Source organism: Microbacterium sp. cf046 (assembly GCF_900114345.1).
Lineage (GTDB): Bacteria > Actinomycetota > Actinomycetes > Actinomycetales > Microbacteriaceae > Microbacterium.
In genome coordinates this window covers 975,908-989,379 of record NZ_FOZJ01000003.1, presented here as the reverse complement: position 1 = coordinate 989,379, position 13,472 = coordinate 975,908, and the positions used below count along the sequence as shown (strand labels likewise).

General features: G+C 66.9%; 8 protein-coding genes. 7 read left to right on the top strand and 1 reads right to left on the bottom strand.

Going from position 1 to position 13,472, the window contains the following annotated elements; all coding sequences use genetic code 11:
• Nucleotides 1-125: 125 nt before the first annotated feature.
• Nucleotides 126-776 (bottom strand): TetR/AcrR family transcriptional regulator, encoded by a 651-nt coding sequence (locus tag BM349_RS16995; protein WP_091709470.1) that lies wholly within the window; start codon nucleotides 774-776, stop codon nucleotides 126-128.
• A 182-nt stretch (nucleotides 777-958) separates the two neighbouring features.
• Between BM349_RS16995 and BM349_RS16990 the strand changes: the two genes are divergently transcribed.
• The 7 genes from BM349_RS16990 to BM349_RS16960 are packed head-to-tail and all read left to right on the top strand — an operon-like array spanning nucleotide 959 to nucleotide 13,431.
• Nucleotides 959-2,470, top strand: coding sequence for an MFS transporter (locus BM349_RS16990; RefSeq protein ID WP_175525347.1), 1,512 nt, complete (start codon nucleotides 959-961; stop codon nucleotides 2,468-2,470).
• Nucleotides 2,467-4,485: a hypothetical protein gene (locus tag BM349_RS16985; protein WP_217645689.1), complete on the top strand. Its 2,019-nt coding sequence runs from the start codon at nucleotides 2,467-2,469 to the stop codon at nucleotides 4,483-4,485. The genes BM349_RS16990 and BM349_RS16985 overlap by 4 nt, the downstream gene beginning before the upstream one ends.
• 49 nt (nucleotides 4,486-4,534) lie before the next feature.
• Entirely contained in the window at nucleotides 4,535-7,039 is a 2,505-nt protein-coding gene (locus BM349_RS16980; RefSeq protein ID WP_091708615.1) for a family 78 glycoside hydrolase catalytic domain, read from the top strand.
• Nucleotides 7,036-9,474 carry a glycoside hydrolase family 2 TIM barrel-domain containing protein gene (locus BM349_RS16975; RefSeq protein ID WP_091708613.1) on the top strand — a complete coding sequence of 813 codons (2,439 nt, stop codon included), beginning with the start codon at nucleotides 7,036-7,038 and terminating at the stop codon, nucleotides 9,472-9,474. Before BM349_RS16980 ends, BM349_RS16975 begins: the two co-directional genes overlap by 4 nt.
• Nucleotides 9,471-10,481 carry an SDR family NAD(P)-dependent oxidoreductase gene (locus BM349_RS16970; protein WP_091708611.1) on the top strand — a complete coding sequence of 337 codons (1,011 nt, stop codon included), beginning with the start codon at nucleotides 9,471-9,473 and terminating at the stop codon, nucleotides 10,479-10,481. Before BM349_RS16975 ends, BM349_RS16970 begins: the two co-directional genes overlap by 4 nt.
• A gap of 50 nt (nucleotides 10,482-10,531) precedes the next feature.
• Nucleotides 10,532-12,487: a glycoside hydrolase family 30 protein gene (locus tag BM349_RS16965; protein ID WP_254773969.1), complete on the top strand. Its 1,956-nt coding sequence runs from the start codon at nucleotides 10,532-10,534 to the stop codon at nucleotides 12,485-12,487.
• Nucleotides 12,487-13,431, top strand: a complete 945-nt coding sequence (locus BM349_RS16960; RefSeq protein WP_091708608.1) for an aldo/keto reductase — start codon at nucleotides 12,487-12,489, stop codon at nucleotides 13,429-13,431. The genes BM349_RS16965 and BM349_RS16960 overlap by 1 nt, the downstream gene beginning before the upstream one ends.
• The last annotated feature ends 41 nt before the right edge of the window (nucleotides 13,432-13,472 follow it).

Genomic DNA, 13,472 nt, shown 5'->3' with positions numbered 1-13,472 from the left:
GCGACCTCTCTGTCCTCTACCAATTTCAATCCCTCGAAACCCTGTGCCTCTTCGGGACGTGATTGACAGCGGGGTTCATCCGGTCGAACGGAGACGGAAATGCGTGCGGCAATTTCCTGCGTCGGTTAGGACCGCAGTGAGTTGCTGGTGGCGCTGAGCATCGCTTGAATTTCCATCAGGTTCTGGCCTGTGAGTCGCTGAATGGCGTCGACGAGAACCGGCGCAACGTCGAAGGTGGGGTCTGACATCCAGACCTGCGTCAGTCCGTCCCACACCGCGATCACTTGCCGGGCAGTGGTGACCGGGTCCAGCCCGGGGTGGGCGCGACCGGCCTGTTGGCTGTGCACGATCAACCGGGCGAAAAGGTCCACCTGGCGTGCTGTGCGCTTGGCGAAGTGCGCGGCAGCGGGGTGGTCGGGTGTTGCTGATTGGCCGCGGAGCATCAGGAAGAGCCGGTTTCGACGATCGTCCAGGTCGACGGTCGCCAGCTCGCCGAATGCTTCCGCGTCCAGGATCGTGTCTTCCTTGTACGCCCCCGACTCTTCGGCTTGTGTGTCTTCAATGCGCTCGAGGGCGGCCACGAGCAGGTGATCCTTCGTTGGGAAGTGGTACAGCACAGTGGTCTCGCCGACGCCTGAGCGCTTTGAGACCAGCGCTGTGGTGACGCCTTCGTGACCGATCTCGTCCACCAGTTCGAGCACAGCCGCGGCGATGGCTTCCCTTCGCTTGCGGGTCGGCGCGTAGGGTCCGCGCTTCGCGGTGGCTGCCGTAGTCATGCTCTCACCGTAGCTCGGAAGCAGAGCGATCACCAGGATTCAACCTGCAAATGCCCCGATAAAATGCTTGCCTACGTTTGAACCTTGTGGTTTACTCAGTTTTCACGACCCGCATTCTCGTCGTTCACCGTCCCGGCCCCACTGCGGTGAACGTCCTCCAACGAAGGAAGTTGATGACAAAGATGTCCACTGCAACCACAGATCGCGCCGCTCGGCGGGCTGCGAAGAAGAACTCCCCGGAACGGCTCTCCGCCGGTGCCACCCTCGCGTGGACGACCACCGGCGCTTCGGGCGCCGTGAACGTGATCGTCCTCAGTTACGTCGTGTTCTACGGCACCGACGTGCTCGGGTTGAACCCGGCCCTGCTTGGTGTGCTGGCGCTGCTGAGCAAGGTCCTTGAGGCTGTCGCGGTCATCATCGCCGGGTGGATCGTCGACCGGTCGCCCGAGACCCGGTGGGGCAAGGCGCGCCCGTACGAGCTGTCCATCGTCGGCGTCTGGGCCGCGACCTGGATGCTGTTCTCCACCCCAGACATGAACGACGTCGGCAAGGCTATCTGGGTCTTCGTCGCGCTGTTCTTCGCGAACGTGGTCTTCACGTCCCTCCTCGGCGCCAACGACGTGCTGTACCTGGCACGGGCCTTCCGCGGCCGCGTCGTGTACGCCAAGGTCGCCAGCCGCACCGGATTCTTCACCGTCCTGGCCGTCGTCGCATTCAACGTCGCCCTGCCGATCCTGATCGCACAGGCGGGCACCAGCGCGCCGGCGTGGTCGATGATGATCCTGTTCATCGCCGTCCCGATGGCGGTGATCGGCCTGGGCCGGTTCATCTTCGTGAAGGAGAAGTACCAGACCGAAGCGGCCGACGTCCCCAAGGTCACCTTCCGCGACATCATCGGCGTCCTCAAGTCCAACAAGTACATCTGGATCGTCGCCGGAATCACGTTCGTCTCCACCGTGGCCAGCGGCACCGGCGTGATGATCTACTACTTCAAGTACCTGGTCGGGGACATCGCGCTGATGAGCGTCGTGGCCCTCATCCCGCTGCTCGTGCTGCCGTCGCTGCTGATCTTCCCGTGGCTGATGAAGAAGATCGGCGCCAGCCGCACCATCACCTTCGGCGCGATCGCCGGAGTCCTCGGCGGCATCGTGATGATCTTCGCCGGCGGCAACCTGCTGCTCGTCTTCCTCGCCTCGATCCTGTCCAGCCTGGGCATCCTGCCGGTCACGTTCCTGGCGCAGGTGCTGATCCTCGACAACGCCACCTACAACCAGTGGTCCGGACGGCGCCGCATCGAGAGCACGATGGGTGCGATCACCGCGTTCTCCCAGCGACTCGGAAACGGCATCGGCGCCGGCCTGACCGGTGTGGTCCTCGGACTCACCGGGTATGACGCGGCCCTCGCCGAGCAGCCCAGCTCGGCTATCACCGGCATCGTCGTGGTGGCCGGTGTGGTGCCGGCCGTGCTGTGGGTCGGCGTGATCCTGGTCATGCGGCCCTACCGCAAGTTCGAGCAGATGCTGCCCACCATCACCGAGGAACTCGCAGTGGTGCTCGCCGGGGACCCGGACATCGACGCACCCGCGGTGGAAGGTGAGCACGGCACCAAGTTCGCCCCGGAGCCGGTCGCGGCCGACACCGACGCGGGCACGTCCGCCCCGGCCTCCTCCTCGCCGAAGTCGTCCGACTCATGACGATCACCGCCACCGCGTCGCTGACGGGTGTCAGCTGGAGCCCCGACGCTGAGGATGACGCGTTCCAGCAGCCGTACGTCGACATCGACGAGGAGCGGGACTGGCCCGTCCGCCACCGGTACGTGCACGGCGGCTTCCACGACAACGAGACCCGCTTCTCGCTGTACCTGCCGCCCGCGGGGCAGTTCGAGGGCCGGTTCTTCCAGCACGTCACCCCGGTCCCGCAAAGCGAGAACCTCGCCCAGGACCAGAGCCGGAACGAGAACCCGGTGCCGTTCACGATCGCCAGCGGCGGGTACTTCGTGGAGACCAACGGCGGCGGACCGAGCGTCGCCAACCCAATGGCGGGGGGCGACCCGACCATCGGCGCCTACCGGGCCAACGCGGCCGCGGCTCGCCTGTCCCGGCAGATCGCCGAGCAGGTGTTCGGTCCGCAGCGGATCTACGGCTACCTGTACGGCGGCAGCGGCGGCGGGTACCGCACCATCGGCGCGTCCGAGAACACCCAGAACGTGTGGGACGGGTTCGTGCCCTACGTCATCGGCAGCCCGATGGCGGTCCCGAACGTGTTCGCCGTCCGCATGCACGCGCAACGCATCCTGCGCGACAAATTCCCCGCGATCGTCGACGCGTACGACGTCGGCGGCGACCCGGGGGCGCTGGACCTGTCCGACGAGGAACGAGCCGCGTTCGAGGAAGTGTCTCGGATGGGCTTCCCCGTCACGTCGTGGTTCGGCTGGCAGAGCATGGGGATGCACGCGTTCAGCGTGCTCTACCCCGGCATCATGATGGCCGACCCCACCTACGCCGATGACTTCTGGACTGTCGACGGATACCTCGGCGCGGACCCTGCCGCGTCGGTGCATAGGGACAGGATCCGGCTGCACTCCCGCATCACGGACCTGCTCACCGAGACAGGCAGCGCCGAAGATCGGCCCTCCGGTGGGGTGGACGAATCCTTCAAAGCAACCACCGCCGGCACCTCCGCCGTGACCGGTGTGCGCCTGAGTGACGCACCGTCCGGTTGGGCGCTCGGGGCCGAACTGCACGTCCTGACCGGGGAGGCGGCGGGTGGCACCCTTCGGCTGTCCGCCGTGGACGGCGACAGGGTGCGCTTCGAGCCCGGTCAGGTCCTCGACGCGCTCCGTGTGGGTGATGAGGTGCTGCTGGACAACTCCAGCTTCCTCGCCGCCCAGACCTACCACCGTCACCAGGTCCCCGCGGACGGCTACCCCGTCTGGGACCAGTTCCGTCACGGAGACGGAACCCCCCAGGCTCCGCAACGGCAGATGCTGCTCGGCCCGCTGTTCGCCTCCGCGGCCGCCGGCACCGTCCAGACCGGCCACATCAGCGGGAAGATGATCGTCGTCGCCTCGCTGCTGGACCGTGAAGCGTTCCCGTGGCAGGCGGATTGGTACCGCACCCAGGTGAGCGCCTTCTTGGGCGATACCGTCGATGACCGGTTCCGGCTTTGGTACACCGACAACGCCCTGCACGGAGACGAAAGCGGCATCCAGGAACACGAGACGCACACCATCAGCTACGTCCCCGTCCTGGAAGCTGCCCTCCGCCAGCTCAGCGCCTGGGTCGAGCAGGGAATCGAACCGGCAGACAACACCGCCTACGAGATCCTCGACGGGCAGGTCCTCGTCTCGGACACCGACCCGAACCGCGGTGGCGTGCAACCGGTCGTCACCGTGACGGCGAACGGATCCGCCCATGCCACCGTTCGCCCCGGTGAGCCCGTCGAGGTGCGCGTCGAGGCGACCGCAGCAACCGGGGCGGGAGTGATCGTGCAGCTCGCCACCGACCTGACCGGCGCGGGCACACTCTCGGACCCGTTCGACGTCGAGCCCGCCATGTCGGTGACGGTTGACCGGACCACCGCGTTCGACCAGCCCGGCACGTACTTCATCGCCGCCCGGGTCACCGCCCAGACCGGCAACAACGCCACCGTCGACCCGCACGCCCGCGTCATCAACATCGCACGCGCCCGCGTCACCGTCGCCGACTGAACCGCACCGCGTGAGCGATCACGCCTCCCCACCGAAAGAGACTCGGTCGATGACCACGCCTGCATTCATCAGCACCGCCGACTACGCACCCGCCGGCCCCGCGGTGTACTTCCGCCGTGACTTCGCGGTCGCGTCAGACCTGGTGCGGGCGACGGTCAAAGTGACCGCCCTCGGCATCGTGGTGCCCCGGCTGAACGGTTCCCGGATCGGCGACGAGGTGCTCGCACCCGGGTGGACGTCCTACACGCACCGGGTGCACGTCAGCGAGTACGACATCACGGACCTGACCGAGGAGGGCGCGAACACGTTCGGCGCCATCGTGGGCGAGGGGTGGGCGGTCGGCCCGCTCACCTGGGAACTGAACCGGGAGAACTACACCGACCGGCCGGCGCTGTGGACCGAGATCACCCTGCACTACCCCGACCGTGTCGAGGTCATCGGCAGCGATGACAGCTTCCACGTCGGGCAGGGAGCGGTGCGGGAGAACGGCATCTACGCCGGGGAGACCTTCGACGCACGGCTCGAACTGGCCGGGTGGGACCGTCCCGGATTCACCGGTGACGCCTGGGCGCCGGCTGTGCTGGTGCCGTGGGATCTGGACACCCTGCAAGTGACCAGCGCGCCACCGGTGCGTCGCATCGAAGAGCTCGCGCCGGTGACGATCTCGACCACCGGCTCCGGGGCGAGCATTATCGATTTCGGGCAGCTGCTGTCCGGGTGGGTGCGTTTGACGGTCGACGGGCCGGCGGGCACGACGATCACGTTGCGTCACGCCGAGCTGCTCACTCCCACGGGCGAGCTCGAGCCGGAGACCCTCCGACAGGCGGCCGCGACGGACAGGTTCGTCCTGGCCGGGACCGGGCAGGAGGGGTGGGAGCCGCAGTTCACCTTCCACGGGTTCCGGTACGTCCAGATCGACGGGTGGCCCGGCGACCTGCAGCCGGATGCGATCCGGGCGGTCGTGGTGCACACCGACATGACCCGCACCGGGTGGTTCGATACGTCAGATCCGTTGGTGTCGAAGCTGCACGAGAACACGGTGTGGGCGATGCGCGGCAACTTCGTCAGCGTCCCCACCGACTGCCCGCAGCGCGACGAACGCCTCGGCTGGACGGGCGACCTGAACGCGTTCGCACCCACCGCGAACTACCTCTACGACACCCGCGGGATCCTGACCTCCTGGCTGCAGGACCTCGCTGCGGAACAGTTCGCCTCCGGCGACGTGCCCTGGGTCGTCCCCGATGTGCTGCCCACCTCCTCCTCACCCACATCCGTGTGGAGCGACGTCGCGGTCAGCCTGCCCTGGGAGCTGTACCAGGAGTACGCCGACCTGGACATCCTCCGCGCCAGCTACGACTCGATGGCCACCTTTATCCGCCAGGTCGAAGGCCTCCTGGACCAGAGCGGGCTGTGGAGCGACGGGTTCCAGTTCGGGGACTGGCTGGACCCGTACGCACCCGCCAACAACCCTGCTGGCGGAAAGACCGACCGGTACCTGGTCGCCAACGCGTACCTGTGCAAAACCACCCGGGAGATGACCCAGACGGCACGACTGCTCGGCCACACCGAGGACGCGGAGCATTTCGCGGCACTCCACGACCGGGTGCTTGCCGCGTTCCACCACGAATACGTCACCGCGTCCGGCCGTGTCGTCAACGAATCCGCCACCGCCTACGCCCTCGCGATCGTGTTCGACATCCTCACCGATCCGCAGAAGCAGAAGGCCGGCGAACGTCTCGCCGAGATCGTCGAAGCGACCGGCTACACGATCTCCACCGGGTTCGCCGGCACCCCGCTGGTCTCCGACGCGCTCAGCAGCACCGGCCACCTGGACGCGGCGTACAAGCTGCTCCTCGAACAGCAATGCCCCTCCTTCCTGTACCCGGTCATCATGGGGGCGACCACCATCTGGGAGCGGTGGGATTCGGTGCTGCCCGACGGGACGGTCAACGCCACCGGAATGACCTCCCTCAACCACTACGCGCTCGGCGCGGTGGCCAGCTGGCTGCACCGCGTCGTCGGCGGGCTGTCCAGACTCGAGCCCGGATGGAAACGCATCCTGATCGCCCCGCAGCCCGGTGGGGCACTCATGTGGGCGCGGACCAGCCACATCACCCCGCTGGGGCGCGCCGAGGTGAGCTGGCAGGTCGAAGACGGCGAGGTCGTTCTTGACGTGACCATCCCGGAGGGTGCGGCCGCGACTGTCGTCCTCCCGCTGCACCCGGACGGCGCCACCGAAGAGGTCACCGCGGGAACCCACGCATGGCGGTACCCCGCGCCGGTCGGCTACGGCCAGCGGGCGCCGTTCACCATGGACACCCCGTTGAAAGAGATCGCCGCCGAGCCGGACGTGTGGGCGCGGGTTGTCGAGGTCTTCAAGATCTACTTCCCTGGCGTCCCGATCGACGCGGCCGGTTCCCACCTGGCCGCGATGCCGCTCAGCGCCGTCCTGGAACGTTTCCCCGGCGGCGACACCAGCGGGATCAGCCGCGATCTGCACGCGGCGATTGCACACCGTGAGGCGACCCTTGACCGGACGGAGATTCCTGTATGAGCGTCCGCACCCTGTTCACCGACGGATGGACCTTCCGCCGCGCGGACAGTGACACCTCGGCCGCGGTGCGGCTTCCGCACGACGCCATGATCTTCGAGACCCGGTCCGCCGACGCGGGAACCGGCAACCACGGCGGGTACTTCCCGGGCGGCTCCTACGTGTACGCCAGAACCTGGACAGCGCCGGCGGATGCCACGCAGCGCACCTACTCGCTGTTCTTCGAAGGCGTGTACGGTGACACCCGGGTGCTCGTCAACGGCCGCGAGGTCGCCCGCTGCAACAGCGGCTACCGAGAATTCACCGCACCGCTGACCGGGGTCGCCCCGGGCGAGACGGCACTCATCGACGTGCTGGTCGACAACACCCTGGTGCCCAACAGCCGGTGGTACACCGGCTCGGGCATCTACCGCCCCGTATGGCTGGAATCGGCCGGCCCGGTGCGGATCGCCCCCGACGGGGTGCACGTGGTCACCCATTCCATCAGCGGCGACGCGACCGTGGATGTCACCATCCGCGTCGAGGGCGAGCTTCCGTCCGGCGCGACGGCAACCGTGGAGTTCTCCATCGATGGGGAGCGCGTTGCCCGCGAGCATGCGGCTACCGCCACCGGCGGAGTGTTCCGCATCCCGGTCACGATTCCCACCCCCCGCCTGTGGTCAGCGGACGCCCCGCACCTGTACGAGGTCCGGGCCAGCATCGCCGTCGATGGGGACCCGGTCGACCAGGAGCAGCTGCGCACCGGTCTGCGCACCGTCACGGTGGACGCACGGCACGGGCTGCGCATCAACGGCGCCACAGAACTCCTGCGCGGCGCGTGCGTGCATCACGACAACGGCATCCTCGGTGCCGCCACCTTCGCCGCCTCAGAAAACCGGCGGGCGCGGATCCTGAAAGCGGCCGGGTACAACGCCATCCGCAGCTCCCACAACCCGCTCTCGCGCGCGTTCCTGGACGCCTGCGACGAGATCGGGCTGTACGTGATGGATGAGCTCACCGACGTGTGGCTCAAGCACAAGACCCACCACGACACCGCCGACCAGTTCGCGGACGTCTGGCCGGCAGATGCCGCAGCGATGATCCAGAAAGACCGCAACCGTCCTTCGGTGATCATGTACTCGATCGGGAACGAGATCGCCGAGACCGCCACCCGGGACGGCATCGACGCGGCGCACGCCATCCACCGATACTTCGCACAGAACGACCCGACCCGACCGACGACACTGGCCGTGAATCTGCTGTTGAACCTGATGTCCAGCCGCGGATCGTCCCCGTTCGAACGGGAGCAGTACCTGGGCGAGAAGAAGGCAGCCAAAGACAAGAAGGAAGCGACCAGCACCGCGGCGAACATGCTCACCGCGAAGCTCGGCCGTGTCATGGAACTCGCCGCCCGCCTGCCCGCTGCCGACAAAGCCAGCCGCGGCGCCTTCGGCACGGTCGATGTCGCCGGCTACAACTACGCGTACGGGCGGTACGCCGCCGACCGGAAGCGCTACCCGAACCGGGTGATCGTCGGCAGCGAATCGATGCCCGGCGACCTGCCCGCGATCTGGAAACGGGTCACCACGGTGCCCGGGGTGATCGGGGACTTCATGTGGACGGGGTGGGACTACCTCGGCGAATCCGGCATCGGCACGTGGAGCTACGGGTCAGAGCCCGGCAGCATCAACAAGCCCTACCCGGCCCTCACCGCAGGCCCCGGCGCGTTCGACATCACCGGGCTGCCCGGCGCGCCGGCGCTCCTCGCCCAGGCGGTCTGGGGCACCGCAACCACGCCCGGCATCGCCGTCCGACCACTCGGCACCTCCGGGGAACGAGCCAATAGGACACCATGGCGCACCTCCGACGCGGTCCCCAGCTGGTCGTGGCGGGCACTGGCCGGGCAGGCGCAGATCGAGGTGTACTCCGCAGACGACGAGGTCGAGGTTCGGCTCAACGACCGGTCCCTCGGCCGCAAGAAGGCCGGCGAACGGGTCGGGTTCGTGACACGATTCCGCACCCAGTACGAACCGGGCGAACTGGTCGCGATCGGCTACCGCGACGGCGAAGAAACCGGACGGAGCACCCTCCGCTCCGCGGGCACCCCCACCCTCAGACTTCGCCCCGAAACCACGGCGCTGCAGGGGCCGGACGACCTGGCCCACGTGTGGATCGAGCTGGCAGACGAGAACGGCACCGTCGACATGAGCACCAACGACACGGTCACCGTCACCGTCGACGGCGCCGGTACGCTCGCCGCGCTCGGCACCGGCGCAGCAGCCACCACCGAAGCGTTCACCGACGACCAGCACAGCACCCACCGCGGCCGCGCCTTGGCGATCATCCGCGGCAGCGACCAACGAGGTTTCGTCACGATCACCGCAACATCCGCACGGCACGGGTCCGCGACAATCATCCTCAGCCCGGCAGACACCGAACACGAAGGAGTCCCCGCGTGAGCGAAGACCTCACCCTGACCGGAAACAGCACCATCGACGCGTGGCTGCACCACCCAGTCGGCGCGCAGATCGTGCGAGGCATCGCTGAGCAAGCCGGGATGGACGAGCACGCCCTGCGCGTCCTGCGCAAAGTACCGCTCGGCCGGCTGATCGCCTCTTCACCCAACGCGCCCGCCGGTCTCCTCGACAACCTCGTCAGCCAAGCCAACGGCGGACGAATCCCCGCCGACGCAGACGCCGGAGGGCTCGCCTGGGCGGAGCGGATCACCCCCGGACGATTCGACGGAAAAACGGTGATCGTCACCGGGGCGGCATCCGGAATCGGCCGCGCGGTCGCCTCCAGGGTCGCCCGCGAAGGCGGCACCGTGGTCGCCGTCGACATCTCCGCCGACCCGCTCACCGCCCTGCAGCACGAGCTCAGCGACCACGACCTCCGCCCCGTCGTGGGAGACATCACCACGGAGCAGGGCATCGCAGCCATCGTTGACACCGCTGCAGGCCGTGTCGACGCCCTCGCCAACGTTGCCGGTCTGCTCGACGACTTCAGCCCGCTCCATGAAGTGGACGACTCCGTTTTGGAGCGGGTCTTCAACGTCAACGTGTTCGGGCTGATCCGCCTCACCCGCGCCGTCCTGCCGTTCATGATCGAGGCCGGCGCCGGTTCCATCGTGAACATCGCCTCCGAGGCGGCGCTGCGCGGGTCCGCAGCCGGTCTGGCCTACACCGCGTCGAAGAACGCTGTCGTGGGAATCACCAAGAGCACCGCGTTCATGTACGAGCCCTACGGCATCCGCACCAACAGCGTCGCTCCGGGCGGCACCCTCACCGGCATGCGCCCCACCCGCACGAACCAGTTCGGGCAAGACCGGGTCAACAGCCACACCGCGGATGTCCCCATCGCCGTCCCCGAAGCTCTCGCCGCCTCCATCACCTTCCTGCTCAGCGACGACAGCGTGAACATCAACGGCGTCGTCCTTCCCTCCGATGGAGGGGAGTCCGTGTTCTGACCCACCCTTACCAACCCCCGTCGGTCCCACCTCTGGCACCCATCGACGGGGTGGTTGCCGACGGCGTGCTGATCGCAGAATCCGCCGTGCGCATGGCCACGAAGAACTTCCTCCTCCGGTCAGCGCTGCGCGACCACCTCGACTACAACCAGGCCAGCCTGTCCGCGTTCACACGGACAGAACTGCGCCACCTCGCCGACGAGAACCTGGCCAGTGCAGATCGGCTGGCCGCCGTGGACCGTCCCCCAGCCGAGTCAACGAAGCACAGCGAAGCGCAGCGAATGCACTACGCCGCGCTGCAACGAGCACCCGACGTGCACCGCCGCCTCGCCCACGAACTCCAGCAGTACGCGACAGACGATGCGAAAGTCGCTGACCTGGTCGCCAGCGCACAACAGCACGCCGCCGACGAACTCCGGCACGAGCTCACCCGCAAACTGGCCGGGCAGGTCGTTGAACCGGACGTGGGCTACGACACAGCCCGCCCCAAACGACTGCGCAAACTCATCAAATCTGACCTGAAACATCTCCGCCGACAGCACCGCACCCACGCAAGGACCCTCATGGCACCCTTACCCGCCTCGGACAATCGATCAGACCTGCCCGACACCCAGCCCGACACGAGCGCCAGCGCGCGATGGATCGCCACCACCCCGGACGCCCCCTGGCAGGAGCAGGAACGCATCGCTGTCACCGGAACGGTGGCGATGCCCGATGTGATCGGCAAGATCGATGACCCGAAACAGACCGTCGAAGGATTCGGGGCCAGCTTCAATGAACTCGGATGGACATCCCTCAGCATCCTCACCGATGCGCAGCGAGACGAGATCTTCCGCGAAGTGTTCGCGCCCGGGGTGGGCGCCGCGCTCAACCTGTGCCGCATGCCGATCGGTGCCAACGACTTCTCCCGCGACTGGTACTCCTACGACGAGACCGCCGATGACTTCTCGCTCGAGCACTTCGACATCAGCAACGACCTGGACACCCTCGTCCCGTTCATCCACGCCGCGCAGAAGCACCAACCTGACCTGCAGGTGTGGGCATCACCGTGGAGCCCGCCCACCTGGATGAAAACCAACCAGCATTATGCCGGCGCCCAACCCCACCCGTTCATGAGCGCCGCCACGAACGGGCTGCGCGAGGACCAGATCGGCCACGAAGGAACCGACATGTTCCGGGTCGAAGAGCCCTACCTGCGCGTCTACGCGGACTACTTCGGCCGGTTCATCGACGCCTACCGGCAACAGAACATCCCCATCTCCATGGTGATGCCGCAGAACGAGTTCAACTCCCCGCAAGTGTTCCCCAGCTGCACCTGGACACCCGGCGGTCTCGCACAGTTCCTGCACCACCTGGCACCGGTCATGCAAAACCGAGGCGTCGACATCTTCCTCGGAACCCTGGAACGCGGCGACGACCACCTCGTCCGCGACGTCCTCAACGACCCCGCCGCGGCTGCCGCCGTCACCGGGCTCGGCGTGCAATGGGAAGGCAAACGCGCCGCCGCCGCCCTACACGCCCTCTACCCGGCGCTACGGATTTACCAAACCGAGCAAGAATGCGGCGACGGCGCCAACGACTCGCGGCAAGCCCGCCACGCCTGGTCACTGATGAAACACTTCTTCGACAACGGCGCCAACGCGTACATGTACTGGAACATCTCCCTGCTGGAGGGAGGCCTGAGCCGGTGGGGATGGACACAGAACTCGCTCGTAACCGTCGACGCCGACAACGCCGCATACCGGTTCACGCCCGACTACTACGCCCTCAAACACGTCAGCGCGTTCGTCCAACCCGGTGCACGAGTCATCCACACCTGGAGCCTCGCCGGCTACGACAACCAACTCGTCTTCCTCAACCCTGACGGCAGCAGCATCATCGTCATCGAAAACGACACCACCGAAGTCCTGCCCGTCCACATCAGCATGGGTGACACGATGATCAGCCCCACCCTCAGCCCCCAGTCCCTCAACACCTTCATCCTGGGTGCAAGCGAAGGAAACTGATGAGCACCGAAGATCGCCTCCGCCACCGAACCCTCGGTCCGCATGGTCCCGCCGTCACCCCGGTCGCGCTGGGAACCAGCCCGCTCGGAGGCATGCCGCACATCTATGGGTACGACGTCGACGAGACAACCGCGATCGACACAGTCACAGCGTTTCTGGAATCCAGCCTCAATTTCATCGACACCTCAAACGACTACGGAGCCGGGGAAAGCGAACGACGGATCGGCGTTGCGCTGCGAGAAGCAATCACTCCACGCGACGATCTTGTCATCGCCACCAAGGCAGACCCCGCGCCGGGCAGCCGGGACTTCTCCGCCGAGCGCATCCGGACGTCCTTCAAAGAAAGCACCGCCCGACTAGGCGTCAACTACATCGACGTGTTCTACCTGCACGACCCGGAAAGATTCGCGTTCGAAAGCGTCACAGCGCCAGGCGGCGCGTTGGACGCTGCGATCGCGTTACGGGAATCAGGGCACGTCGGCATGATTGGTGTAGCCGGGGGCGACATCGATCAGATGCGCCGCTATATCGACACCGGCAAACTGGACGTCCTGCTCAACCACAGCCAGTTCAACCTGATCGACCGGACAGCGAGCAGCCTCATCGACCATGCCGTCGCGGCCGGGATTCCATTCATCAACGCCGCACCCTACGCCAGCGGCATCCTCGCAAAAGGCGCCGCAACCCAAGCTCGATACCGCTACCGACCGGCCGGTGCTGCCGTCACACGCGCAGTCGCCCACCTCGAGGACGCGGCCCGAAACCATGGTGTGCCGCTGGCCGCACTGGCGCTGCAGTTCTCAACCCGAGACCCGCGAATCGCATCCACCGTCGTCGGCGCCTCTTCGCCGTCGCGCGTAGCAGCCCTCATCAGCAACCAGCAGCTCGCCATCCCCGACGAACTCTGGAACGAAGTGATCGAACTTTCACTGGACGAGCAATGAGCCGCTCCTGAGCGAGTTGAACGTCGAGGTTGAGCCTGACC

Coding starts and splice junctions, on each gene's coding strand:
- BM349_RS16960 (WP_091708608.1), top strand. CDS start 12,487: ATGAGCACCGAAGATCGCCTCCGCCACCGAACCCTCGGTCCGCATGGT.
- BM349_RS16990 (WP_175525347.1), top strand. CDS start 959: ATGTCCACTGCAACCACAGATCGCGCCGCTCGGCGGGCTGCGAAGAAG.
- BM349_RS16980 (WP_091708615.1), top strand. CDS start 4,535: ATGACCACGCCTGCATTCATCAGCACCGCCGACTACGCACCCGCCGGC.
- BM349_RS16995 (WP_091709470.1), bottom strand. CDS start 776: ATGACTACGGCAGCCACCGCGAAGCGCGGACCCTACGCGCCGACCCGC.
- BM349_RS16975 (WP_091708613.1), top strand. CDS start 7,036: ATGAGCGTCCGCACCCTGTTCACCGACGGATGGACCTTCCGCCGCGCG.
- BM349_RS16985 (WP_217645689.1), top strand. CDS start 2,467: ATGACGATCACCGCCACCGCGTCGCTGACGGGTGTCAGCTGGAGCCCC.